The sequence below is a fragment of the Corynebacterium sp. HMSC034H07 genome (genome assembly GCF_001815175.1).
Lineage (GTDB): Bacteria > Actinomycetota > Actinomycetes > Mycobacteriales > Mycobacteriaceae > Corynebacterium > Corynebacterium hiratae.
In genome coordinates this window covers 133,052-157,540 of the sequence record NZ_KV819545.1, presented here as the reverse complement: position 1 = coordinate 157,540, position 24,489 = coordinate 133,052, and the positions used below count along the sequence as shown (strand labels likewise).

General features: G+C 63.0%; 20 protein-coding genes. 3 read left to right on the top strand and 17 right to left on the bottom strand.

Features of this window, described 5'->3' with window-relative positions:
* Positions 1-3: 3 nt before the first annotated feature.
* The 10 genes from HMPREF3009_RS12715 to HMPREF3009_RS12670 form a co-directional block, all read right to left on the bottom strand.
* Positions 4-1,224, bottom strand: a complete 1,221-nt coding sequence (locus HMPREF3009_RS12715) for an FUSC family protein (protein WP_070682385.1) — start codon at positions 1,222-1,224, stop codon at positions 4-6.
* A 140-nt stretch (positions 1,225-1,364) separates the two neighbouring features.
* Entirely contained in the window at positions 1,365-2,399 is a 1,035-nt protein-coding gene (gene fbaA, locus HMPREF3009_RS12710; RefSeq protein ID WP_070509842.1) for a class II fructose-bisphosphate aldolase, read from the bottom strand.
* Between the two features lie 181 nt (positions 2,400-2,580).
* A complete protein-coding gene (locus tag HMPREF3009_RS12705; protein WP_070682384.1) occupies positions 2,581-3,780 on the bottom strand; it encodes a glycoside hydrolase family 76 protein in 1,200 nt (399 codons plus the stop codon).
* Positions 3,781-3,843: 63 nt separating this feature from the next.
* Positions 3,844-4,518: a TrmH family RNA methyltransferase gene (locus HMPREF3009_RS12700; protein ID WP_070682381.1), complete on the bottom strand. Its 675-nt coding sequence runs from the start codon at positions 4,516-4,518 to the stop codon at positions 3,844-3,846.
* Positions 4,511-5,056, bottom strand: a complete 546-nt coding sequence (pyrE, locus tag HMPREF3009_RS12695) for an orotate phosphoribosyltransferase (RefSeq protein WP_070509837.1) — start codon at positions 5,054-5,056, stop codon at positions 4,511-4,513. Before pyrE ends, HMPREF3009_RS12700 begins: the two co-directional genes overlap by 8 nt.
* A 125-nt stretch (positions 5,057-5,181) precedes the next feature.
* Entirely contained in the window at positions 5,182-6,405 is a 1,224-nt protein-coding gene (locus HMPREF3009_RS12690) for a type III secretion system chaperone family protein (protein ID WP_070682378.1), read from the bottom strand.
* A 95-nt stretch (positions 6,406-6,500) separates the two neighbouring features.
* Positions 6,501-7,352 (bottom strand): sulfurtransferase, encoded by an 852-nt coding sequence (locus HMPREF3009_RS12685; protein WP_070682375.1) that lies wholly within the window; start codon positions 7,350-7,352, stop codon positions 6,501-6,503.
* An 83-nt stretch (positions 7,353-7,435) separates the two neighbouring features.
* Positions 7,436-9,997 carry an ATP-dependent chaperone ClpB gene (gene clpB / locus HMPREF3009_RS12680; RefSeq protein ID WP_070682372.1) on the bottom strand — a complete coding sequence of 854 codons (2,562 nt, stop codon included), beginning with the start codon at positions 9,995-9,997 and terminating at the stop codon, positions 7,436-7,438.
* 535 nt (positions 9,998-10,532) lie between these two features.
* Positions 10,533-11,930, bottom strand: coding sequence for a TetR/AcrR family transcriptional regulator (locus HMPREF3009_RS12675; protein ID WP_070517684.1), 1,398 nt, complete (start codon positions 11,928-11,930; stop codon positions 10,533-10,535).
* Positions 11,931-12,139: 209 nt separating this feature from the next.
* On the bottom strand, positions 12,140-13,510 hold the full coding sequence (locus HMPREF3009_RS12670) for a sodium/glutamate symporter (RefSeq protein WP_070517771.1): 1,371 nt from the start codon (positions 13,508-13,510) through the stop codon (positions 12,140-12,142).
* Positions 13,511-13,678: 168 nt separating this feature from the next.
* Here HMPREF3009_RS12670 and HMPREF3009_RS12665 point away from each other — a divergent pair, with 168 nt between their 5' ends.
* Positions 13,679-14,878 (top strand): FAD-binding oxidoreductase, encoded by a 1,200-nt coding sequence (locus HMPREF3009_RS12665; protein WP_070682369.1) that lies wholly within the window; start codon positions 13,679-13,681, stop codon positions 14,876-14,878.
* A 51-nt stretch (positions 14,879-14,929) separates the two neighbouring features.
* Here HMPREF3009_RS12665 and HMPREF3009_RS12660 read toward each other — a convergent pair whose 3' ends face one another.
* Positions 14,930-15,739, bottom strand: coding sequence for a carbon-nitrogen hydrolase family protein (locus HMPREF3009_RS12660; RefSeq protein WP_070682366.1), 810 nt, complete (start codon positions 15,737-15,739; stop codon positions 14,930-14,932).
* Positions 15,740-15,841: 102 nt separating this feature from the next.
* Here HMPREF3009_RS12660 and HMPREF3009_RS12655 point away from each other — a divergent pair, with 102 nt between their 5' ends.
* Entirely contained in the window at positions 15,842-16,102 is a 261-nt protein-coding gene (locus HMPREF3009_RS12655; RefSeq protein ID WP_070682363.1) for a hypothetical protein, read from the top strand.
* On the top strand, positions 16,099-17,250 hold the full coding sequence (locus HMPREF3009_RS12650) for an alpha/beta hydrolase (protein WP_070682360.1): 1,152 nt from the start codon (positions 16,099-16,101) through the stop codon (positions 17,248-17,250). The genes HMPREF3009_RS12655 and HMPREF3009_RS12650 overlap by 4 nt, the downstream gene beginning before the upstream one ends.
* 27 nt (positions 17,251-17,277) lie before the next feature.
* On the opposite strand, the gene HMPREF3009_RS12645 is transcribed toward HMPREF3009_RS12650, so the two are convergent.
* The 6 genes from HMPREF3009_RS12645 to HMPREF3009_RS12620 form a co-directional block, all read right to left on the bottom strand.
* Entirely contained in the window at positions 17,278-18,798 is a 1,521-nt protein-coding gene (locus HMPREF3009_RS12645) for an acetaldehyde dehydrogenase ExaC (protein WP_070682400.1), read from the bottom strand.
* Positions 18,799-19,130: 332 nt separating this feature from the next.
* Complete coding sequence (locus HMPREF3009_RS12640) at positions 19,131-19,553, bottom strand: heat shock protein transcriptional repressor HspR (RefSeq protein ID WP_070517689.1); 423 nt, start codon at positions 19,551-19,553, stop codon at positions 19,131-19,133.
* 13 nt (positions 19,554-19,566) lie between these two features.
* Positions 19,567-20,772, bottom strand: a complete 1,206-nt coding sequence (gene dnaJ / locus HMPREF3009_RS12635; protein WP_046647142.1) for a molecular chaperone DnaJ — start codon at positions 20,770-20,772, stop codon at positions 19,567-19,569.
* 135 nt (positions 20,773-20,907) lie between these two features.
* A complete protein-coding gene (gene grpE, locus HMPREF3009_RS12630; protein WP_070682357.1) occupies positions 20,908-21,612 on the bottom strand; it encodes a nucleotide exchange factor GrpE in 705 nt (234 codons plus the stop codon).
* Positions 21,613-21,615: 3 nt separating this feature from the next.
* Positions 21,616-23,460, bottom strand: a complete 1,845-nt coding sequence (dnaK, locus tag HMPREF3009_RS12625) for a molecular chaperone DnaK (RefSeq protein ID WP_070682354.1) — start codon at positions 23,458-23,460, stop codon at positions 21,616-21,618.
* A 231-nt stretch (positions 23,461-23,691) separates the two neighbouring features.
* Positions 23,692-24,489, bottom strand: a complete 798-nt coding sequence (locus HMPREF3009_RS12620) for an ABC transporter ATP-binding protein (RefSeq protein WP_046647139.1) — start codon at positions 24,487-24,489, stop codon at positions 23,692-23,694.

Sequence of the window (24,489 nt, the reverse complement as noted above, 5' to 3'; positions counted from 1 at the left end):
GCCTTAGTTTTCCTCCCAGACCTCCGGCGGGTAGGCCGGGTGCTTGGATGTGGGCACGAGTTGTGCCACGGCTGACTCCCGCGACATGCCACACACCATGAGAAGGTCCACGATGATGGAGCGCGTCTGGGCGAGCACGGCATAAGCGGAGAGGACTGCCTCCTCGCCGGCAACGTCCATCGAGCAGCGCGCACCCAGCTGGCGTAGGCGGTTGACGATCTCCGGAATGGCTTGCGCCTCATCCACGCGGCGCTCACGCGCTGTTTGGTGGGTATAGAGGTCGGAGAGCTCCATCGTGATTTCAGCCAGTGCGTCGATGATCTCAACTTGCTCGGGCGTGGCTTGGTCACCGTCCTCGGCGAGAACGAGTGCACGGCGCGATAACACGCGGGTGCCACGGACCACGTTATCGACCGGGGTGAGGATGCGTTCCAGGGAGCGAACGGTGCGCTGCGAGCTCCACAGGAACGGTGACAGGCGTGCGGTTTCCGCACCGCCCTTGGTGGCGTTGAGCATGTTGTTGATGTCATCCTGCGTGCCGCGCACCGCGTCGCGTGCTTCCGTGATGGTCTCAGGATCGTTTTCTTCCAGCCCCTTGGCCACGTCGGAGAGGACCAAGGAGGTAATGCCCAGGACCTTCGAGACTTCCGAGCGCCCCGCACGCAGGGGCGAGGAAGGAATCAGCACGATCATCGTGAGGCCAATGACCGCGCCGATAATGGCGTCAATGGCACGGGAGATGCCGCCCATTTCTTCCGGGGGAAGAATGGTGGCGATGAGGATGGCGGCAATAACGATTTGGTTGCTCACCAGCTGCGAACTAGTGAAGAAAGAACCGATAATCAGGGCCAACCCGATGATGATGGTCATGTGGATGGGGCCGGTCCCGAGGGCGTCGACAAGCAGCGTGCCCACCAAGACTCCTACAACACCGCCGAGGGCCATGTCCACGGCGCGCTTGAGGCGGTCCCTGCCCGATAAGCCGAGGATGATGATGACGGCCATCGGGGCAAAGAAGGGCTGCGCATGGCCGAAGAAATCGTGCGCAACATAGAAGGCCAAGCCCGCGCCTATCGTGCACTGGAGCATGAACACGAGCCGGTTGCGGATGCGTGTGAGGCGCGCCTTGAGGGACTTATCCACCAACCGCAGCTGCTCGCGGGTGGTCTTGCGAACACGCTTGACGGTACTCGACGAACTCGACGATGACTCTTGCGCTTCCATGACTCCGGTATTTTACGCGTTCTGGCGGCGGGTTTGGACGAACAAAGCCACCCCACGAGATTGAGGGGTGGCTTGTTGGGATGGCGCGACGCCGCTTAGCGCCGGTGGGTGCTCAGCGCCGGCATCCGGCTGGTGTGGGTTTACTTGGAAACGGTCTTGCCCACGGAGTGCAGGTCCTGGCAGGCCTCAACTACGCGGTCGGCCATGCCCTGCTCCGCCTTCTTGAGGTAGGAGCGCGGGTCGTAGACCTTCTTGTTGCCTACCTCGCCGTCGATCTTGAAGACGCCATCGTAGTTGGCGAACATGTGGCGAGCGACCGGGTTGGTGAAGGCGTACTGGGTATCGGTGTCAACGTTCATCTTGATGACGCCGTAGCGCAGTGCCTCCTCGATCTTCTCCTTCTCGGAGCCGGAGCCACCGTGGAAGACGAAGTCGAAGGGCTGGGAGCCTTCAGCCAGGCCGAGCTTCTTCACAGCAACCTTCTGGCCCTCGTCGAGGACCTCCGGGCGCAGCTTCACGTTGCCCGGCTTGTACACGCCGTGGACGTTGCCGAAGGTAGCGGCCAGCAGGTAGCGACCCTTCTCGCCGGTACCGAGGGCATCGACGGTCTTCTCAAAGTCCTCCGGGGAGGTGTAGAGGTTAGCGCCGGCCTTAGCCTCAACGCCGTCCTCTTCGCCGCCGACAACGCCGATCTCGACCTCGAGGATGATGTTGGCGTTGTGGGCCTTCTCGAGGAGCTCCTGGGCGATCACGAGGTTCTCATCGATCGGGATAGCGGAGCCATCCCACATGTGGGACTGGAAGAGCGGAAGCTCGCCGCGGTCAACGCGCTCCTGGGAGAAGGCGATCAGCGGGCGCACGTACTCATCCAGAACTTCCTTCTGGCAGTGGTCAGTGTGCAGCGCAACGTTAATGCCATAGTGCTGAGCAGCCTCGTGGGCGAAGGCGGCCAGTGCCTTGGCGCCGGCAACCTTGTTCTTCACGGACAGGCCGGAACCGAACTCGGCGCCGCCGGTGGAGAACTGGATGATGCCGTCGGACTCAGCCTCGGCGAAGCCGCGGAGTGCGGCGTTGATGGTTTCGGAGGAGGTGCAGTTAATTGCCGGGAATGCGAAGCCGCCCTTCTTGGCGGTATCCAGCATCTGGTTATAAACCTCAGGGGTTGCAATAGGCATGAAATTCCATCCTTTGGAGTTGCTGTGCAGTAAGCCGTGCCGTCCCACGTCCAGCGAAACAACACGTTCCAACATCCAAGTATGCCTGTTGTTGTGGTTTTCCGCCGCGAGATGTGATGTGACCTCACTTAAACACCGCTCCGCACGGGCGAAAATCCCCCGCTTAGCTGGCCAAACGCTGCTATTTCTTGGATTCTGACTTGTACTTCACAATCCGGGTGCAGGCCTCCAACAACATCCAACCGGACAACTGAACGGACAAATCACGCTCGGCCACGCGGATAATTCCCATCTTCTGGCTCAGCGAAGAAGGTCCAAAACCGTAGTTGTGGGGAAGCTTCGCATCCGCGGTCCAGTCGGAGCCGAAGATGGGCAAGCCATCCACCTCCAGGCGGTGTTCCCACACGGATTCCGCCGAGGCCGTCACGAGGCGAGCGGCCAGCTTCTTTGTTGCGCGGTTGGCCGGGGAATCGCCCGGCAGGCGCACCGCTACATCCGCCAGGTAGCGGGCGAGGATGCCCTTGAACAGGCCGCCGTCGCCGTCGCCAGTCTGCCAATCGATGACGCCCGTGTACGTTGCCATGCCCGTGGCTACCGCTTGGACCAAGCCGCGGATGCGGGTGGTGTAGTCCATCATGTCTGCGGCGAGTTCGGCCTCGTGGACAGAGTCGATGTCCTCCACGGAGCGCAGGCCGGTCTTCTCCCGCAGAGCCAGCACGATTTCCAGGCAGGCGCCGAGCACCACGCCCTGGCAGTAGGGGTGGATGGCGCGGACGACCTCGCGGCCATCCATGCGCATGCGGATGCCGTCCATGACGAAGCCATCGTCATCGATGAGGTGGTCATAGATCCAGTCCACGATGTGACGAGCTTCCTCAACCCGGCCCATGCGAGCCAGCATGATGGCACCCGGCCCGTTGGAGGGGACGTTAAGGAAGGTCTCGCCCTCACGCCAGGGCAGCACGCCCACCTGCGAGTCGATGCCATCGCGGATGTTGTGCTGCAGGCTGCTCAGCTTCTTGTGGGGGCGCATCTTCTTAAGCTCGCCAGCGCGGGCGATGGCCAGGGCCATCCAGGCCTTGTCGTCGTAGTAACGGTTCTTCGTCAGTGGCTGGAGATTGCGCACGTGGACGCCGCGGATGGTGTTGGCGATGAGCGTGCGGCGCGCCTTGGTGTTCTTGCGCAGGGCGGCGTCGACAAGACAGTCCAGGTAGTGTGCCTGCCACCAGTAATGCCAGTGGACGAAGAGTGATTCCTTGGTGGTGGGTGGCCAACTCACCACGGCAAGGTTGGTTCGGGGCAAGCCCCACACGGCTTGCGCGTGGCGCTCATTGATGGCTGTTTCCGCAAGGTCGGCGCGGTGGGACCATTTCTCTAACACTTTTGTCTCATCATTCTCACAATGTGAATTCGTTACCTAGATGTAAACACAGTGCGCGGGATCTCACCAAGCTTTTGATAAATCCGCATGCTGCCGAATCCATGCATGCATGGCAATGCCCGCGGCCACGCCCGCGTTGATGGAGCGAGTAGACCCAAATTGCGCGATGGAGCAGGTCATTACTGCTGCGTCCTGGGCCTCCGGGCTAACCCCCGGGCCTTCCTGCCCGAAGAGGAGCAAGCAGCGCTCGGGCAGCTCCGCAGTTTCTAGGGGCACACACCCGGGGGTGTTATCGATGGCCACGACGGTCAGGTCTTGATCGGCCGCCCAGGCCATCAGTTCGTTCACGTCTGCGTGGTGCATGAGGTGTTGGTACCTGTCGGTGACCATGGCACCGCGCCGGTTCCAGCGGCGCCGGCCTACGATGTGGACGGTGTCGACCGCAAAGGCGTTGGCGGTGCGTACCACGGTGCCGATGTTGGCATCGTTCTCGAAATTCTCGATGGCGATGTGCAGGGCATGTCGGCGCGTGTCGACATCCTCCCGGATCGCCTCGCGCGTCCAGTAACGGTAGGCGTCGACGACATTGCGGCGGTCCCCCTCCGCGAGAAGCTCAGGATCGTATTTCTCCGCTTCTGGGCCTTCGGGCAGCGGCCCTTCCCAGGGGCCGACGCCGTGGCGGCCCTCATTCCACTCGGTGGGACCTTTAGCCTCCGCCTCTTCCTCGGGCTTAGGCAAGGTCGAGGTCCTCCAGGCCCAGCAGGTAACGGTATTCCAGGCCCTCGGCGGCGATAGCTGCGCCGGCGTCGGTGTTGCGGTCCACCACGGTGGCCACACCGACGACCTCGGCACCAGCCTTGCGCAGCGCCTTGACAGCGGTCAGTGGGGAGTTACCGGTCGTGGTGGTGTCCTCCACAACGAGCACCTTCTGACCCTCAACGTTGAAGCCCTCAATCTGGCGCTGCATGCCGTGCTTCTTGGCTTCCTTGCGGACAACGAAGGCGTCAATGTCGCGGCCATCGGCGTGCATGATGGCCAACCCGACCGGGTCCGCACCCATGGTCAGGCCACCGGCGGCGGCGTAGTCCCAGTCGGCGGTGAGCTCGCGGAGCAGCGAGCCGATGAGGCGCGAGGCTTCGTGCTGCAGGGTGGCGCGGCGCAGGTCCACGTAGTAGTCGGCCTCCTTGCCGGAGGACAGCGTGACCTTGCCGTGGACGACGGCCAGCTCCTTCACCAGCTCTGCTAGGCGTTGCTTCTTCTGCTGATCCAGGCTCATCGCTCGCTCCTTAAAGTCTGTGACTTTCTCGTCTTTAAAAATCCGCTCTGTAGTTTACCCTCTTCCCCGCGGGTGGCCGCCACATCCAGGGTTGCTGGCACACCGAGGGCTGTTGGGAGTTGCTGTTAGTCGAAGATGGACGAGCCGCCGTCGAAACGGCGCGGCAGGCGGGCCTGGTTGTCCTCCGGGGTGGGGTGTTCGCGGCCATCGGCAATCGCATCCACTTCATCCGCACCCAGGCTGGAGTGGTCAATGGTGCCGCGCGCCTCGCTGGTGCTGCGGCTCGGCATGACAACCGGTTCGGTGGGTCGCTGGATGGTGGGCGCGTCGAGGGAATCATCGCGGTCCGGGACAGCGGTAGGCCCGGTAGGTTCGGGCTGCGGGGGCTGCGGGATGTCGCGGCTCGGGTCGAGTTCATCGACGCGCAGGACCTGCGTTGCCTCGGAGCGCGGCGGAAGGACGCGGGCGGCATCAGCCAGCAGGGATAGCGGTTCCAGCAATTCTTCCCACTCCGCGCTGCGGGCGTGCTTGGTGGTTTGGGCAAGCACCCACTCCCCTTCCATCCACACGGCGGTCACTGCGGTGGGTAGGCGGTGTAGCGCCGTGCTGACGCGGGGATCGATGAGGCGCTGGCCCACGCCGGCATCGGAGGCGAAGACTTCAAACCCTTCCTCCTCACGCACGTACACCAGATCCTCGGACGAGTTGTCCACTGTCTCCCCTGCCCGGCGAAAATCCACCACTATGTCGGAGGCCGCGCCGGTGCGCATGGCCATGACCGGGATCGTGCCCATATCGAAAAGGAGGGTCTCGTGGCCGCGGAAGTTTCCGGCCACGATGTCCCTGGGCTCCTGGCCGCGGGCGGCCGCGCCGCGGCTCCACTCATCCGCCAGGTAGGAATCATGCTTGGCGTACTCCCAGCCGCGCTGCTGGCCAAAGGCCTTGCGCTCGCGGCGGGCGCTGCCCGGCACGAAGTACTTGGCGCGCTCCGCACGCTCCGCAAAGCTGGGCGCTGCAGCCTGTGGTTCCGTGAGTTCGTTCGGCTCTGCGGTGAGTTCCTCGGGTTCTTTGGGCTCGTTGGGCTCAGCAACGGGTTCGTCGGAAGGTTCGGGGTTGTACTCGACAACGGGTTCCGGCTCTGCGGTGGACTCTGGTTCCTGAACGACCTCGGGCTCCGGGGTGGAGACAACCGGCTCGGCGTCGACTGCCGCGTCGTCAGCCGTATCGGCAACGGCGCTGTCAGCGGGGTCGCCGGCAGAAAGAGCGGCGCGCTGGCGCTGGTCCAGCCAGAGCACGATGAGACCAGCCACGAGCGCGACGGCGGCGAGGGATAAGAGTACGAAAGGCATCACTGATCGACTCTAATCGCCCGGCGCGCCCGATCCGCGCTGACGCGCTGGTCACGCACAGGTTTGGGCGCACACCTGGGTAGCGGGTGCGGGTGCTAGACGTGCTCGCGGTCGCCGCGCTCCACCGGGTTCTTCGGGTTGGCTGACCACTGCGACCAGCCACCCACGAAGTGGCGCAGGCCGGTAAAGCCCACGTACTCCAGCACGGCGATGGTGAGCGCGGAGTGGTTGCCGGAGCCGGAGTAGATGATGGCGCCGTCCACGTTTTCCTTGGTCACGCCGTGGTCGTCGAGGATCTCCAAGATCTCCTCCTTGGACTTCCACACGGTGATGTCTTCCGTGTGGAAGAGGCGCTCCGGAAGGTTAACCGCGCCCGGGATGTGGCCGGCCTTCAAGTCGAGGTTCTCGCGGCGGCCGGCGAAGCGGTTGCGCGTGCGAACGTCGAGAAGCAGGCCCTGATGCTCCTTGACCTCATCGATGGTGGCCGTGGGCATTGACCCCGTCGTCACTTTAAAGTCCGAGGGCATGCCCAAGTTGCCGGGGCCGGTGAGCGTGGGCAGTGACTGGGCGCGCCAGTTGGACAGGCCGCCATCGAGAATGCGGACGTTGCGGATGCCGGCCCAGCGCAGCGTCCACCACGCACGGCCGGCGAAGAGGCCGCGGCCTTCGTCGTAGACCACGACCTCGCTGTTCGCGTGCAAGCCCCAGTGATCGATCCACTCCTGGACCTTCTCCGTCTGCGGGAGGGGGTTGCGGCCCCCCTTGGAGCCGGGTAGACCCACGAAGGCGGAGGCGGCGTCCGCGTACTGGGCGGTCGGAATGTGCAGGGAGGAAAACTGGTTGAAGGACTCGCCTTCCCCTGGTGCCCAGAGGGAGGCAAGGATGGTCGTCTTGTCACCGCGGTAAATCTTCTCACTCAACTCGTGAGGGGAGATCAAAATGCTCATGCCCCCAGATCATAGGGGCATGAGCGGGTGCTGGCGACCGTTGAGCGCGGTGAGCACTCATCGTGCTCACCGGTTTAGGCGGATTAAGCTGTGCGGGCAGCTAGCTCGAGGTGCTCGCCACCGTCGGCGACGTCGACGTGCACGGTATCGCCGTCCACGATGTCACCGGCCAGCAGCTTCTTGGCCAGCTGGTCACCGATGGCCTGCTGGATCAGGCGGCGCAGCGGGCGGGCGCCGTATGCCGGGTCGTAGCCGCGCTCGGCCAGCCACAGCTTGGCGGCGTCAGAGACCTGCAGCGTCAGGCGGCGGCCGGACAGGCGCTCGGCCAGGCCCTTGAGCTGGATGTCCACGATGCCGGAGAGCAGATCGGAGGTGAGCGGCTCGAACATCACGACATCATCGAGACGGTTGATGAACTCCGGCTTGAAGCTGCGCTTGACCGCCTCCATGACCTCTTCCTTGGTACCGCCGGCACCCAGGTTCGAGGTCAGGATGATGACGGTGTTGCGGAAGTCCACGGTGCGGCCCTGGCCGTCGGTCAGGCGGCCCTCATCGAGGACCTGCAGCAGCACGTCGAAGACGTCCGGGTGAGCCTTCTCGACTTCGTCGAAAAGCACCAGCGTGTAGGGGCGGCGACGCACCGCCTCCGTGAGCTGGCCGCCGGCGTCGTAGCCCACGTATCCCGGAGGGGCACCGACGAGGCGGGCGACGGAGTGCTTCTCACCGAACTCGGACATGTCGATGCGAACCATCGCAGATTCATCATCGAAGAGGAAGTCCGCCAGAGCCTTCGCCAGCTCCGTCTTACCCACGCCCGTGGGGCCCAGGAAGAGGAAGGAACCGGTCGGGCGGTTCGGGTCGGCCACACCGGCGCGCGCACGGCGCACAGCATCGGAGACCGCGGTGACGGCCTCCTTCTGGCCCACCACGCGCTCACCCAGCACGGACTCCATGTTGAGCAGCTTCTCGGTCTCTCCCTGCAGCATCTTGCCGGCCGGGATGCCGGTCCAGGCGGAGACGACCTCCGCGATGGTGTCCGGGGTGACTTCCTCGCTGAGCATGGTGTTGTGCTGCTGCGCGGCCTTCTCCTCGGCGGCGGCCAGGTCCTTCTCCAGCGGTGGGATCTTGCCGTAGTTGATCTCGGAGGCCAGGGCTAGGTCACCATCGCGCTCCGCAATCTCTGCCTGACGGCGCAGATCCTCCAGCTGTTCCTTGATGGTCTGCACGTCATCGATGGCCTTCTTCTCATTGGCCCAGCGGGCCTTGAGCTCACCGAGCTTCTCGCGCTCATCTGCCAGCTCCTGCTGAAGGGCGGTCAGGCGGTCCTTCGAGGCGGCGTCCGACTCCTTCTTCAGGGCCAGCTCCTCAATCTCGAGGCGGCGCACGACGCGCTCCAGCTCATCGATCTCCTGCGGGGAGGAGTCAATCTCCATGCGCAGGCGGGAGCCGGCCTCATCGACCAAGTCGATGGCCTTATCCGGCAGGAAGCGGTTGGTGATGTAGCGGTGCGAGAGCTCCGCAGCAGAGACCAAGGCCGAGTCCTGGATGCGCACGCCGTGGTGCACCTCGTAGCGCTCCTTGAGGCCACGGAGGATACCGATGGTGTCCTCCACGGAAGGCTCGGCGGCGTAGACCTGCTGGAAGCGGCGCTCCAGGGCGGCGTCCTTCTCGATGTACTTGCGGTACTCGTCGAGGGTGGTAGCGCCAACCAGGCGGAGCTCGCCGCGGGCCAGCATGGGCTTAATCATGTTGCCAGCATCCATGGAGCCTTCGCCCGAAGCACCAGCACCCACGATGGTGTGCAGCTCATCGATGAAGGTGATGATCTGCCCGTCGGAAGCCTTGATCTCATCAAGCACGGCCTTGAGGCGTTCCTCGAACTCGCCGCGGTACTTCGCGCCGGCGACCATGGAGCCAAGGTCCAGGCTCAGCAGTGTCTTGCCCTTGAGGGATTCCGGTACGTCACCGGCCACGATGCGGCGGGCCAGGCCCTCCACGATGGCGGTCTTACCCACGCCGGGCTCACCGATGAGCACCGGGTTGTTCTTCGTGCGGCGGCTAAGCACCTGGACCACGCGGCGGATCTCCTGATCACGGCCGATGACCGGGTCAATCTTGCCCTCGCGGGCGCGGGCGGTGAGGTCCGTGGCGTACTTCTCCAGGGCCTGGAACTGTTCCTCGGGGTTCTCCGAGGTCACCTTGGCCGCGCCGCGCACGGAGGGGAAAGCGCCCTTCAGCGCGTCATAGGTGGCGCCGCGGGAGGTCAACAGCTCGGCGGCATCCGACTTGGAGCCCGCAATAGCTGCAAGCAGGACCTCGGTGGAAACGTACTCATCGCCGAGCTCACCGGCCAGCTCCTGGGCACGGGTAAGGACGTTGAGGGCGTCGCGGTTAAAGTTCGGGTTCGCCATGTTGGCGCCCTCGGCCTTGGGGAGGGCGTCGATAAGCTGGCGCGCCTCCTTCAACACCGTCTCCGGGTCCACACCGGTGGCCTTGAGCACCGGGGCGGCGATGCCGTCCTTCTGCTCGAGGATGGCTGCTAAGAGGTGTGCCGGGCGGATGTCCGGGTTACCGTTGGCGGAGGCCGTCTGCAGCGCTTGCTGCAGGGCCTCCTGAGTTTTAGTGGTGGGGTTAAAAGAACTCATTATTGTGTTTCTCCGTTTCTACTATTTATCCAAACCTCCCTGCGGCTACGGCAGGGAAGGTAGCTTCACTGTCTATAACGCTACAGAACTTGAGTCTGTTCCACTCAACTAGAACTTTTTTAAATCTCTCACCCCCGCCGAATTGAGCGCAGTTCGCTCAAGTCTACGGTGTGCGTCCTTTACCCCAACTTAGGTCATGGGCGGGTAAGCAACGCCACGCTTGGCACTGTTCTTGGCGCTGCTGCTTGGCGGTGTTCGGCGGTGGGGTGGGATTGGCCCGCACTAAAATGCGCCTTCGTCCGAAGGGCGTTCCGCACAAGGCATCTGACAAACGGCATCTTTGGGCCTAAAAACGCCATCTGCAATGCGTAAATGGCGTTTTTAGCCGTAAAAACGCCTTATGACTGATGCCTTTTGTCAGACGTCTTTTGCTGGATGCCTCCAGCATGTCACTGAAGGTACGCAGACGTTGCGCTGTGTGATTTTCTGCGTGACGCGGATTGCTGTGGATTGCCCGTGGTGTCAGTGCGCGGGGCTAGGGGTTAGCTACTGCCGCTTCCTGGGGAAGGCCGTACTTAAACGATGCTAGGACGACGGCCGCCACGGAGTAGTAGAGCGACCACCTCTCGTCGAGGTCGATGTTGCGGAATTCACCCACCGAGGCCAGGTGACACATACCGTCAGCACCGGCCCACAGGATGAAATTCTTGATGTAGACCAGGCGGTCCTCCGGCTCGTGCCCGGCCTCCCGCAGGGCCTCACGGGCAAAACGCATCAGCAGCGCGAAGGACTCGCTCATCTGCGTCTGTTCCTCGCCGTCCTCACTCAGCGGGACCACGGAGCCAGACGCTGCACCGATGCAGGCGCTGTAGCGCTCTGGATGCTCCACCGCGTAATGAAAATAGGCCACCGCCACGCACAGGAGCTTATCGACGGCCGAGGCCCCCTCCGGCAGCCGCTCCAAAAGGTAGAGGATGCCGTCCACGAGTTCACGGTCGGTCTCCTGCTCGACGGTTTCACGTAGAACGAAGTCATTGTCCACCAGAGAGGCGACGAAAACTTCAGAAACACCGAAGTATTCGGCGACGTTCTCGATGGTCACCGACTGCATGCCAACCCACGCCGCCAGCTGGATGGCGCGCTCCACGACGGCTGCGCGGGCCTGCTCCGCGGGAAGCTCTGTCAGATCCTCGATGGCGGTAATGTCCAGGGAAAGGTCCCGGTCCGGCGTGAAGCCGCTCAGCAGTGCGCGGTACTCCTGCATCGGGTGGCGCAGATCGGGAAGCTCCAACGTCTCGGCCGTCATGAACAGCGTTCCGATGAGCGCCTTGCACACCTCGCGCAGGTTGAAGCGCCGCACCACCGAATGCTGGTGCCGCAGCACGCCAAGGACGCTCAAGTGGGCCATGCCGTGGACGGTGGCCCAGCTGGCAACGCTCAACTTTGCCAAGGTCTGGGGGCACACGTCCGGCCCGACCTCAAGCTGTGCATCGTCCGCGATGAGCGCGATGTTGTCATAGATCAGATCCAGCGCGCGGTTGCCCGATCTGTTTCCCTGCAGGAGGGACTGCCACTCATCTTCAAAGACGCAGCCCTTCTGCTCAAACAGGTAGCGAAAAAGCTCCGGTTCGCGCTCGGCGTACTCGTAATAGGCCTCCGTGAAGGTGGTCAGCTTGGTGAAAAGATCGGCGTAGCCAGGAGCGGCGTCGAGCGTCTCCTCCAAAAACTTGACCTTGCGCTCGGAGGCATAGTCCGGGATAGCGGCAACGATCTGCTCACGATCCGAGAATTCCGCGCGAACCTCGGCGGGAGTAACCTCCGCGAGCCTCGCCACCGACTCCACGGTAATTGCCTCATCACCCTGCGCGGCGCCAATGTGAAGAGCAGACTCGAGGATGACCTCACGAGGTGAGTCTTCATAAAGAAAATGCATATGGATTCCTAAGCCTGCGCACACTGAGGGAAAGAAAAAGAGAGGCTGCGAGAGCGCCACGCTGACAGCTTCCTGAATTTTAGCCTTTTTCTTCTCACAAGAGCAATGCAAGCTGAGATTCATTTCGCACTACTACTCAGGACTTGCTTAAAACGAGAAAACCCTCAAGCCATAAGGCTGAGGGGTTTCACGTGCTAGCAGGTCAGCGTCTACTTCGATGAGCCGACGTGACCGATGCCTTCTTTGAAGATGGTGCCGCGCGGCGGCATCATGCCGCTGAACTTGAACACGATATAGATAACTACCGCGATGCCCAGGGAGATCCAGCCGAAGCCGGCGGTAAAACCGTACATCACCGACAGCGGCGCGATGATGGTCCAGGAGATCTCGAAGGGGCCGAAGCCAATGTAGGCCATGCCGTACTCCGACAGTGTGCCGGACTTGAGCTTCGGGTCCACGATCTTGAGGATCGCAATGCCGGTAGCCACCGTAGCCGTGGCCCAGCCCCAGCCGAAGATACCGCGCTCGATCCAGCGCTCGCCGAAGAACTCGGCGGGGAACCACATGAGGAAGAATGCGCAGTAAATGGTGCCCAAGACGAAGAGCAGGAGGAGGGCCTGCCAGTAGGCGGCCACGGCGGCCGGCACAATGGCGGCCACGCCGAAGGCAATGAGGTAGTCGGTTGCCGCACCGGAAACCGAGCTCACCGTGTCCTTATCCAGGTAATCCTTGGCGCCCACCATGTTCATCACGGCGCGGAAGAGCAGGCCCACCACCATCGACATGGCGAACAGCGGAATGGAAACGTTCTCCCAGATGGAGGAGATTCCCTTGTTAATGCCGTAGGCGGTCATCACGGTCAGAGCGATAAAGCCCACGTGCAGGGTGATGGGCTCGATGGCAGACGGGTTCGTGGTAGCACGGCCCAGGGAAGGACGATCCTCCAGGCGCGAGATGTAGCCGCGGCGCAGTTCCTCCGGAAGCTGCTTCGGCACGTGCGAGACCTTGCCCTTGCGAATACCCCAGTTACCGGCGACGATACCGCCGATGATGGCGGCCAGCGTGCCCACGGTGGCGGAAGTAAAGCCCAAGGAGGATGCCGCCTCAGCACCCACACCTTCCAAGGCGCTGCCGACAGCCGCCGCGGTACCGAAACCACCCGTGAAGCCAACGGGCAGCATCATGCCGAACCAGTCCGGGGTGTCGAAGGCCGGCTTGAACAGGAGAAGACCCAAAACAATGAACAGGCCCCACTGGCCGGTGAACATCATGGTGGAGTAGCCCCACATATTGCGGGCACCCTTGCCCATGTTGCCGCCCATCTCCATAGAGTAGGCCATGGAGGCGAAGACTACGGCGATGAGCAGCGAGGTGTAATCACCAAGATTGTCGGAGAAACCGATCCAGCCCAAGACATTAGGGCCTAAGAGCAGGCCGAGTAGACCTGCCGTGATGGGGGCAGGCAAGAGCAAATCCTGAAACACGAACTTGATCTGGTGGCGCAGAACGTTGCCGATAACCATGAGCAAAGAAATCCAGCCCACGTCTGTCATGATTGTGAACGCAGAGAATTCTTCCATGCGAAAACTTCCTTCCATGCCGCCCATGGCGGCGTCCTTGAGACGAGACTCACCCTCTTTCGGGAAATGATCCGTTGATTACACTACAACTCCCTTCCCGCTTTTCCACCCCTGGCATATAACCCTAGGGTGATGTAGCTCTACCCCCAGGGGCTAGGATGGGCGGGCATGAGGGAACTGGGTGAGCACCTACGCAACCACGCGGAAGACTATCGCGATGCAGTACACAGGCACTTTTTCGCCAACGTCGTCGAATCCCGCCAAGTCTTTGCCCTATCGATGAAGGACACGCACCCCTCCATGGCCCCGGCGCTGGCGTGGGTGCTGGAGAATGTGGAGGGCGATGAGGTACAGGGGGACGTCGCTCAGCGCCTGGCACGCATGGGCCGTGATCATCGCCGCCACGGTTTCCCGCCTGAGGTCTATCCGAAATTCGAGGCATCGCTTGTTCACGGGCTGGGGGTTCTGGGGCTCACCCCGTACCAGCACGACGTCGCCACGCGCACCATTTCCCAGGTGTGCTCCATCATGCGCACCGCCGCACAGGAGGCGGACTCGGATGGTGTTCCCCCTGCCCACAGCGCCCAGGTGGCGGCTGTTGACAAGCCGAACCGGCGCACCGCGGTGGTCCGGTTGGAATCGGGCGTGGCGCTGGATTACCGCGCAGGGCAGCACGTTCCGGTGACGTCTCAGCTCACGCCCGGCACCTGGCGTCCGCTGACCCCGGCGGCACCCCCGGAGGACTCAGGACAGCTGACATTCCACCTCGCGCTGGCCGGTGAGGCCTCCTCCATGCTGGCCAAGGCGCAGCCGGGTGATTGGTGGACGCTGGGCGCGCCCGCCGGTGAGCCGCCGCGGCTTAGTGCCGACACGACTCTCATTTCCTTCGGTACCGGCTGGGCGGGCGCGCGGGCGCTGCTTCTCGACGGCCTAGCGAACGGCCTTCCCTCCGGCCTCCAGGTCTATGCCGTAGCACCTTCGCCAGGTGAGCACTATGACACAGAATTTCAGGCTAACCTGCAGGCCTTGGTTCCGAAGCTGAAGCTGCGCCACATCGTCCGGGATGGCCAGGACCCCTGGTTGCTCGGCGCACAACCAGCGGCCCACGGGTTTGCCCCCGTAGTGGCCAAGGAGCCGATGGACCCGGTGCTCGCTGAGGGAACCGACCGCCGCTTCGTGCTCATTGGTCCCGCCGACCGCGTTGAGCTAGCCCAAGCGGCCCTGCTTTCGGGCGGCGTTAAAGAGGAGGCAATAACCACGGATAGCTGGCAGCGTGGCCACGAGTGGGCGGCCTCCGCTGCGGAGCTCGACGGCTGGGGCGATGACTGGGAGGCCTGGGCGGCGTGGAAGAAGTCCCAGTGGGCCTAGGCGCACTAAGCGCCTAGGCGTGCAATCGGAGCCTAGGCGTGCAAACAGAGATTAAGCGTCCAAGACGGGGAGGGACTGGCGGACCTTTGCCACGGTGTCTGGGTCTACCTCACCGTAGAGGGTTTCTTGCTCATAGCCGGCTTCAGCAAGACGCGTGCCGTCCGGTGCCACGAGAACAGAGTGCCCGATACCAGTCGGCCCAGAGGCCTGGCCCGCCTTGGCCTCGCCGCCGGGGCGAGCCTGGCCAGCCGCCAGGATGTAGGTCGTGGAATCGAGCGCCCGCGCTGCGCTGAGCAGGCGCCACTGTTCCAGCTTGCCCGGGCCATCCGCCCAGCTGGTGGGCACGACGATGAGCTGGGCGCCCTGGCGGGCGAGTTCCTTGAACTGCTCGGGGAAGCGGATGTCATAACAGGTGGCCACGCCCACAGTGAGGCTCCCGGCCTCGAAGGTAACGAGTGATTCACCCGGCCGGACGGTATCGGATTCCTTGTATTTGAAGGCATCGTAGGTGTGGATTTTCTCGTAACCGCTGAGGACTCCGGGCCCGGCGATGAGCGCGACGTTGGCCACGCGGTTGATGGTTTTCTCACCGCGCTCGACGGTGTCCGCCGGGGCGAACATTCCCAGGACCACATACACGCCGAGTTCTTCCGCTAGGGCGCGCACCGCGGTGGCGGTGGGTCCATCGAGCCCCTCCGCGTTCGTATCGAGGCGCCCGGAGTCGAAGCTTTGGGTGGTAGCTTCCGGCAGGACGATGAGCTGCGCGCCGTTATCCGCAGCTTCCCGGATCTTGTCGAGTGCTACGGCGAGGTTCTTTTCAACGTCCCCGGTGCTGGTCAATTGAACTGCTGCTACCTTCATGCGGCCCACGGTAGACGAGCCTGGACTAGTTATCCACAGATTTCGCGGATTCGGCACTACCCTCCTTTACGGCGGGTGGGCTGCTGACGCAGTCTCGATGCCATGAACCATCTCGCTATTGACCGCGGTGCCCGCCAGCAGATCCGCTCCCTCCTCGACCATTCCTCCCCCACCGCGTTGCCCTCGGTGCGGAAGCCTCCCCGGACCGCACGTGCCTTGGAGATCCTCGGCGCGCGGTGGGAGGAGTCACGAAGGCTCAGCGAGGGTGCGCGGCGAGCCCAGTTGGAGGAGCTGGACCGCTTCGTGGGTGCAGCCCAGGGTGTCGATGCGGAGCTTTCAACTTTCTTGGGAGATACCCAATGAGCGCAGCAGCGGCATTGCGCGCGGAGGCTTACCGGTTGGAGGATCATTCCGCTGAGCTTGCCCGATATATCGATGCGTCGCACCATCATTGGGTAGCGCTAGCGATTTCTGGGGCGGCCGCGGACGCAGCGCGCGGTACCCTCCACAGCGCCACCGATGCCCTGCTGGGTCCGGCGCAGCAGATGCGCGTGGCGGCACGCATCGTGAGCCTTTATGCGCCGTTGATGGAGCGGGTCGAGCATCTGCGCGTTCGAGCCCTTCGGCTCGCTGCGGTTCCCGCTCTTGCGGAGCCCGCCAGCGCGGTGCTGGGGCACCTCGACACGCTGGCCGATGCCCTCGACTGGGCCTGCGCCCGCCAGCTGAGCGCCTTGTGCACCCCGGAGCTGGGTGAGCCGCCGACCCGCCTGGAGGATTTCAGCGAGCTATCCCTGGCGGAATTGCATGAGGTCCAGCTGACCATGGCCAGCGAGGAGGTCCGCTCCCTGGTTGCAACTAATCCGGACCTCACCGTGCTGGAGGCCAGCCCCGGGCGACTGGTGGTGCTCGTCGACCCAGAGAGTATCGGCACGCACGCGGCCCAAGTCAGCACGTTTGTGGGCGGGGTCGGCTCCTCCGAGCCTGGTAGCTGGCCCACCGCAGTGGAGCGCGCCCGCGCCATCGCCCACGCCACGCACGGGCCTGCTGTGGCGTGGATTGGCTATGCAGCCCCCTCCTCGCTGTCCCGCGCGGCACACGAGGAGCCGGCGCGCCGCGGCGCTGCCGAACTCATCCGCTTCCAGCGCGCCCTGCGGCAACGCTTCCCTCGTGCCCAGCACATGTTAATCGGCTACTCCTACGGTTCCGTGGTGGCGGGCAAGGCTGCGCAGCACGACTATGTTGCGGATGACGTCGTACTCGTCGGCAGCCCAGGTGCCTCCGTGGCTAACGCCGCACACTTGCATGGCCGGGTCTGGAGCGCACGCAACGCCGAGGATCCGATCGCCGCCACCACCGGACCGCGCGGCGGCATTCACGGCCCGGATCCTTCCTCCCCTGCCTTCGGCGCCAACGCGGTGCCGGGCGCGAGTGGGCTGCCGGGCGATCATGGCTCCTATTGGAAAGACCCCGCATTCCTGCGGGGGCTGGGTGTCATCGCCCAACGCTACTAGTAGGCAGCCAATTGGAATTGCTGCCTTTTAGAAGAGGCCGGCATGCTCCTCAGAGTAGGACACCAGCATATTCTTCGTCTCCTGGTAGTGGGACAGCATCATGAGGTGGTTCTCGCGTCCGATGCCTGATTCCTTGTAGCCGCCGAAAGCGCTGTGGGCGGGGTACACGTGGTAGTGATTAACCCACACGCGGCCGGCCTGAATTTCGCGCCCGGCGCGGTAGCAGGTGTTTTGGTGGCGCGACCACACACCGGCACCGAGGCCAAAGTTGGTGTCGTTGGCAATCTGAATGGCTTCCTCGAAGTCCTTGAACGTGGCCACGGAGAGCACCGGTCCAAAGATTTCCTCGCGGAAAATGCGCATGTCGTTGGTGCCGCGGAAGACGGTCGGCTCGATGTAGTAGCCGTTCTCTAAGCCTTCCACCTTGTTCACGTGACCACCAACGAGCGTTTCCGCACCCTCCTTCGGGCCCACCTCAAGGTATTCGGCGATCTTGTCCATCTGCTCCTGGGAAGCCTGCGCGCCCATCATGGTTTCGGTATCGAGCGGGTGGCCAATCTTGATCTTCTTTACGCGCTCCACGGCCTTCTCCAGGAACTTGTCCGCGATGTCCTCGTGGATCAGCGCACGCGATGGGCAGGTGCAGACCTCGCCCTGGTTGAGGGCGAACATGACGAAGCCCTCGACGCACTTCTCCAGGTAGGCATCGTCCTTGTCCATAATGTCCGCGAAGAAGATGGACGGCGACTTGCCGCCGAGCTCCAAGGTGACCGGAATGACCTTGTCCGCAGCCGCCTTGTTGATGATCTTACCCACCGGGGTGGAGCCGGTGAAGGCAATCTTGGCGATGCGGTCCGAGGTGGACAACGCCACACCCGCTTCCTCACCTACACCGTTGACGATGTTGAGCACTCCCTTGGGCAGGAGGTCCTCAATGATTTCAATGAGCAGCAGGATGGAGGCCGGGGTCTGCTCGGCGGGCTTCATCACGATGGTGTTGCCCGCAGCCAGCGCCGGCGCGATCTTCCACGCCGCCATGAGCAGCGGGAAGTTCCACGGGATGATCTGGCCCACAACACCCAGCGGCTCGTGGAAGTGGTAGGCCACGGTGTCCTGGTCAATCTGCGACAGACGGCCCTCCTGCGCACGGATGGCGCCGGCGAAGTAGCGGAAGTGGTCGACCGCCAGCGGGATGTCGGCGGCGAGGGTCTCGCGCACGGCCTTGCCGTTCTCCCAGGTCTCCGCGACGGCGATCTTTTCCAAGTTCTCCTCGATGCGGTCCGCAATGCGGTGCAACAGAAGCGCGCGCTCTGCCGGGGTGGTCTTGCCGAAGGTCTCGAAAGCCTTCTCCGCAGCGTCAATGGCCAGGTTGATATCCGCCTCCTTGCCGCGGGCAACCTGGCAGAAGACCTCACCGGTAACCGGGGTGATGTTGTCCATGTATTCGCCGTCGACCGGCGGTACCCACTCGCCGCCGATGTAGTTGTCGTAGCGCTCGCGGTAGTTGACGATGGCGTCTGCGGTTCCGGGGTTAGCGTACAAAGTCATGGTCATCGCACCTTTCTCGTTGTCTTAAGGGTTTCCGTTGCGCCTTCACCAGTGGTTCTCGAACACATTCTCCAAGAAATGTGACAGGCCGCACAACGTTGGGTGCGAGTGTAGCGCTATTTTTCAACAAACTCACGTTTTCTACAAGGAAAGCTTTTTCTTCTGGACGGTTGCCGCCAGAAAAAGTGCCCGAGTTGCCAAAGATCATGCCCACAATTGCTCTGGACCGTGGATCTTTGGCAACTCGGGCACTTATTAAGTGGAGAGCGCGGAGCCTCAGGCCGACTGGCTCAAAACGAAAAGAACCCCCTCCCTGAAGGAGGGGGAAGTGCCTAGCTGTCGCGGCGGCGGTTGCGCCGCGGCGTCCACATCACCACGGAGGTAGAACGTGGTACGTGGACCAGCTCGCCGCGCGATGGACGTGCTTGGCTGCGCAGGCGGTCGACCTCCGCCTGCAGCTCATCGCGCTCGGCCGCGAGGCGGTCCCGCTCCGCGGTCAGTTCGATGATGGATTTGATGCCGGCCAGATTCACGCCATCATCTTGCGAGAGCGTCTGAATCTTGCGCAAGAGCTCGATGTCGCTCTCGGAATAGCGGCGCCCACCCCCGGAGGTGCGGGCTGGGGAGACCAGCCCCATCCGGTCATAGGTGCGCAATGTTTGAGCGTGCATGCCGGAAAGTTCCGCGGCAACAGAGATGACGTACATCGCCTTGGGCTGGGCCGCATCGGTTCGATTTGTGTCGTCCTTGCTCATCTCACACCTCCTTCTAGCGCGTCACCGTGTTGCCGGCCCAGCCGGCACGCGGATCGAAGCCGGAGTCCTTCTCCGCCTGTGCGTAGCTGCGCAGCGCCGAGGAGGCCGCAGCATCCAGCGTGGAAGGCACGGTGACCTGCACGGTCACCATGAGATCGCCGGCCTTGCCGCCACGCTTGGCTACGCCGCGGCCCTTGACGCGCAGCGTGCGCCCGTCGGGCGTTCCCGCCGGTACCTTGACGCGCACGGGCGAATCGAGGGTCGGCACCGTAATGGTGTCACCCAAGGCCAGCTCCGCAAAGGAGACGGGGACGGTGACGTGTAGGTCATCGCCTTCCCGAGTGAAGACCTTGTCGGGCTTCACCGTGACCGCTACGAAGAGATCGCCGGACGGGGTGCCGTTCGGCCCCGCTTCGCCCTGGCCAGCCAGGCGCACCTTTTGCCCATCGATGACCCCGGCGGGGATACGTACCGTAATCGAGCGGGTGCGGTGTACCGTTCCGGTGCCAGAGCAATCCACACACGGATCCTCCGCGCGCTGGCCGGTGCCCCCACAGTCGGTACACGGCGCCGAGAAACCGAAGGAGCCGCGCTGTTCCGAGGTGAACCCGGTGCCATCACACGTCGAGCACGTCGACAGCTTGCCGGTCTTCGAGCCGGAACCGTGGCACGTGGTACAGGGGGCTTCGCCGCTCAACTGCAGCGGGATGGTGGTCCCCTTGGCCGCCTCGCGGAAGTCGAGGGTTATGTGCGTTTCGACGTCGGCCCCCCGCGACGGCCGAGCTGTGTGGCCAGCACCACCGCCGCGGTTGAAAACGCCACCGAAGATATCCCCCAGACCGCCGCCTTGAGACGCTCCTCGAGCGGATCCTCCGAAGATGTCCGAGAGGTCGAAGTCTTGCGCACCCGGTCCACCCATGTGCGTGGATCGAAACCCGCCGGGAAACCCGGCGCCTCCTCTCCGTCCAAAGCCGCCGCCGCGCATCATGGCCTTGAACTCGTCATAGTCCTTGCGGGTAGCTTTATCAGACAGCACATCATAGGCTTCGGCCACCTGCTTGAATTTCTCCGCCGCCGCGGGGTTATCCGGGTTGGCGTCGGGGTGGTTCTGGCGGGCCAGCTTGCGGTACGCGTGCTTAATTTCTTCGGCGGTAGCGGATGAGGAGACCCCCAGATCCGCGTAATAATCCTTGTCTGCCCATTCTGGCTTAGCGTTCACTGGGCATCTCCTCCTTTCAGGAGAATCGTTAATCGGTTGGGTTTAAAGATTTTTTGCTAAGTAAAAATGCTAACTAAGTAGTGAAAAGAACAGTGGCGCCAAGGAATACTCAAACCCTGACGCCACCTATGATGCCTATCCTGCGTTATCCGGGCTGTCCGGACCGTCAGCGGCATCGGCTGACTCGGCAGGGGCGGCGATAATCACCATGGCGGTGCGCACAACGCGCTCCCCCACCGTGTAGCCGCGGCGCAGAACCGTGCCGATGACCTGCTCGTCACCGGTGGACAGGTCCTGAACTGCCTCGTGCACCTCGGGGTCGAAGGCATCGCCCTCGGCACCGAACGGGGTCAGCTGGTTGTTGGTCAGCACTCCCGTGAGCTTGTCCGCGATGGCCTTGAGTGGCCCCTCGTTGAGGTCACCGTGCTGGTGTGCGAGCTCCAGGTCATCAAGGATTGGCAGGAAGTCTGCCAAGACCTTGGCCTTGGTGGTCTCAATCACGGCCTGACGGTCACGCTCAGTGCGACGGCGGTAGTTGGTGTACTCCGCGTTGAGACGCTGCAGATCCTCGGTGCGCTCAGCCAGCTGAGCCTCCAGGGAGTTCTCAGCGCTGGCGTCCTCACCGGCGGCCGCTTCATCGGTGATGTCGCGGGCGGCATCCTCAACCGCAGCCTCTGCCTCAGCGGTGCCCGCGGTGGCAGCATTAGCCTGTGCCTCAGCAGCCTCATCCACGGCGCCGTCGGCAGAAGCGGCCTCGGCGGCGGCAGCCTCCGCAGCCTCAGCGGAGGTTGCCTCAGGGTCGGTATTGGCCGGGTTGCCTGGGTCCTGAGGGGAGGTCATGGTTTACTTCTCCTTGTTCTCGTCGTCCTCGTCGACAACCTCGGCGTCGACGACGTTCGGGTCACCAGCGGTCTCGCCAGCAGCAGCGCCCTCGGCGCCTGCCTCAGCAGCCTGTGCCTCGTACAGGGCCTTGCCCAGCTCCTGGGACTCGGTGCCGAGCTTCTCGACGGCCGACTTAATCGCCTCGATGTCATCGCCCTTGAGCGCTTCGTCGACGGCATCGGCAGCCTCGGTCACGCGGTTCTTCAGATCCTCCGGCAGCTTGTCGGAGTTCTCATCCATGAACTTGCGGGTCTGGTAGGAAGTGGACTCCGCCTGGTTGCGGGTCTCCTGCTCCTCGCGGCGCTTCTTGTCCTCCTCGGCGTGTGCCTCGGCATCCTTGACCATGCGGTCAATCTCTTCCTGGGACAGGCCGGAACCATCCTGAATCTTGATGGTGTTTTCCTTGCCGGTGGCCTTGTCCTTAGCGGAAACGGAGACGATGCCGTTGGCGTCGATGTCGAAGGTGACCTCAATCTGCGGGACACCGCGCGGTGCCGGGGCGATGCCGCCGAGCTCGAAGGAGCCGAGCAGCTTGTTGGCGGAAGCCATCTCGCGCTCGCCCTGGTAGACCTGAATCTGCACGGAAGGCTGGTTGTCATCAGCCGTGGTGAAGGTCTCGGACTTCTTGGTCGGGATGGTGGTGTTGCGCTCGATGAGCTTGGTCATCACGCCACCCTTGGTCTCGATGCCGAGGGAGAGCGGGGTGACGTCGAGAAGCAGCACGTCCTTGACCTCACCGCGCAGCACGCCTGCCTGGAGAGCAGCGCCGACTGCCACGACCTCGTCCGGGTTAACGCCCTTGTTCGGATCCTTGCCGGTCATTTCCTTCACCAGGTCGGACACAGCCGGCATACGGGTGGAGCCACCGACGAGAACCACGTGGTCAACCTGGGACAGGGACAGGCCAGCATCCTTGATGACCTGGTTGAACGGCTCCTTGGTGCGGTCCAGCAGGTCCTGGGTGATCTTCTGGAACTCGGTGCGGGACAGGGTCTCATCCAGGAAGAGCGGGTTCTTCTCCGCGTCCACCGTGATGTACGGCAGGTTGATGTTGGCGGACTGGGAGGAGGACAGCTCAATCTTGGCCTTCTCCGCAGCCTCACGCAGGCGCTGGACGGCGCGCTTATCCTTGGTCAGGTCAACGCCCTGGGAAGCCTTGAACTTATCCACGAGCCAGTCGACGATGCGCTGGTCCCAGTCGTCACCACCGAGCTGGTTGTCACCAGCGGTAGCCATAACCTCAACCACGCCGTCACCGATCTCCAGCAGGGAGACGTCGAAGGTACCGCCGCCCAGGTCGAAGACCAGGATGGTCTGCTCCTGCTCGCCCTTCTCCAGGCCGTAGGCCAGTGCAGCGGCGGTCGGCTCGTTAACAATGCGCAGGACGTTGAGGCCTGCGATCTGGCCGGCCTCCTTGGTGGCCTGGCGCTGGGAGTCCTCGAAGTAAGCAGGGACGGTAATAACGGCGTCGGTAACGTCCTCACCCAGGTAAGCCTCGGCGTCGCGCTTCAGCTTCATCAGCGTGCGGGCCGAAATCTCCTGCGGGGTGTACTTCTTGTCATCAATGTCGATGGTCCAGTCGGTGCCGATGTGGCGCTTGACGGAGCGGATGGTGCGGTCAACGTTGGTGACCGCCTGGTTCTTAGCGGACTGGCCGACGAGGATTTCGCCGTTCTTAGCGAAAGCCACGACGGACGGGGTGGTGCGGGAACCCTCCGAGTTAGCGATAACGGTGGCCTCGCCACCTTCCAGAACGGATACGACCGAGTTGGTGGTACCGAGGTCAATTCCTACTGCGCGTCCCATAATCTTTTCTCCTTGCTTGTTGGGGTTTGTTCTTAAGTTGATAGTGCGCGACTCAACTTCCGCCGCGTTCAGGGTTGAACTCTAACAGAAGCGGCACCCATTGTCATCCAAACCTGAGCGCCGGTCACTCAACCTACACAACGCGGGCAAACCCAAAGTTGTTCCCGATCCACTCAACTTTTTTTAATTACCGCCCACACGCTGGGAAAACAAAACCGGTTTGGCGGAAACTCACCCCACAGGGACGATTGCTGGCTCACCGTCCACATCTACAACGCGGACTGTCAGCCCATAGAGTTCCTCAATAAGGGCAGGGGTAATGACGTCGCGCGGCACGCCCGCGTCCCACACCTTTCCATCTTTCATCGCCACGACGCGATCCGCATAGCGCAATACATGCGCCAAGTCATGAATGACCGCAATGAGGGTTTTGTTTCCTGCCAGCTGTCGCATCAGCCGCATGAAGGAATGCTGGTATCCGATGTCAAGAGCGCTCGTTGGCTCATCCAAGAAGAGCACAGGCGTTTCCTGGGCGAGGGCCATAGCCAGCCAAGCACGCTGACGCTGACCACCAGACAACGCCGCTACCTCGGCCGTCTCCAGTTCTTCAAGGCCTACCTTTGCTAGCGCGCGACTAACAGCACGCTCGTCCTCCTGACTCCTCCACCCCATAAATCCTTGGTGGGCGAAGCGCCCGCGCGCGACCAGTTCCCTGACATTGATCCCTTCGGGAGCTATGGATTGCTGCGACATCACGGCGACGCGCCGAGCGTAGCTTCGCCGAGAGAATGCGGCTGCATCTTGTTCGCCAATGCGCACCGCGCCCGCGTTCGGTGTTTCCAACCGCGCCAACACCTTGACCAAAGTGGATTTTCCACAACCATTGGGACCGATAATGGCAGTGAATTTCCCGGCCGGAAAAGACACATCCACCGAGTCGAGAATTAGCGGGGCAGTCCTCCCGTAGGACATGCTCACCCCCTCAGCCCGCACGCTCGGCGCACCGTCACATACTTTTTGCTGGTTCAC

Coding starts and splice junctions, on each gene's coding strand:
- pyrE (WP_070509837.1), bottom strand. CDS start 5,056: ATGAGCCTGGATCAGCAGAAGAAGCAACGCCTAGCAGAGCTGGTGAAG.
- HMPREF3009_RS12660 (WP_070682366.1), bottom strand. CDS start 15,739: ATGAAGGTAGCAGCAGTTCAATTGACCAGCACCGGGGACGTTGAAAAG.
- clpB (WP_070682372.1), bottom strand. CDS start 9,997: ATGAGTTCTTTTAACCCCACCACTAAAACTCAGGAGGCCCTGCAGCAA.
- HMPREF3009_RS12650 (WP_070682360.1), top strand. CDS start 16,099: ATGAGCGCAGCAGCGGCATTGCGCGCGGAGGCTTACCGGTTGGAGGAT.
- HMPREF3009_RS12715 (WP_070682385.1), bottom strand. CDS start 1,224: ATGGAAGCGCAAGAGTCATCGTCGAGTTCGTCGAGTACCGTCAAGCGT.
- HMPREF3009_RS12645 (WP_070682400.1), bottom strand. CDS start 18,798: ATGACTTTGTACGCTAACCCCGGAACCGCAGACGCCATCGTCAACTAC.
- HMPREF3009_RS12675 (WP_070517684.1), bottom strand. CDS start 11,930: ATGCATTTTCTTTATGAAGACTCACCTCGTGAGGTCATCCTCGAGTCT.
- HMPREF3009_RS12665 (WP_070682369.1), top strand. CDS start 13,679: ATGAGGGAACTGGGTGAGCACCTACGCAACCACGCGGAAGACTATCGC.
- HMPREF3009_RS12690 (WP_070682378.1), bottom strand. CDS start 6,405: ATGCCTTTCGTACTCTTATCCCTCGCCGCCGTCGCGCTCGTGGCTGGT.
- fbaA (WP_070509842.1), bottom strand. CDS start 2,399: ATGCCTATTGCAACCCCTGAGGTTTATAACCAGATGCTGGATACCGCC.
- HMPREF3009_RS12685 (WP_070682375.1), bottom strand. CDS start 7,352: ATGAGCATTTTGATCTCCCCTCACGAGTTGAGTGAGAAGATTTACCGC.
- HMPREF3009_RS12655 (WP_070682363.1), top strand. CDS start 15,842: ATGAACCATCTCGCTATTGACCGCGGTGCCCGCCAGCAGATCCGCTCC.
- dnaK (WP_070682354.1), bottom strand. CDS start 23,460: ATGGGACGCGCAGTAGGAATTGACCTCGGTACCACCAACTCGGTCGTA.
- HMPREF3009_RS12640 (WP_070517689.1), bottom strand. CDS start 19,553: ATGAGCAAGGACGACACAAATCGAACCGATGCGGCCCAGCCCAAGGCG.
- grpE (WP_070682357.1), bottom strand. CDS start 21,612: ATGACCTCCCCTCAGGACCCAGGCAACCCGGCCAATACCGACCCTGAG.
- HMPREF3009_RS12670 (WP_070517771.1), bottom strand. CDS start 13,510: ATGGAAGAATTCTCTGCGTTCACAATCATGACAGACGTGGGCTGGATT.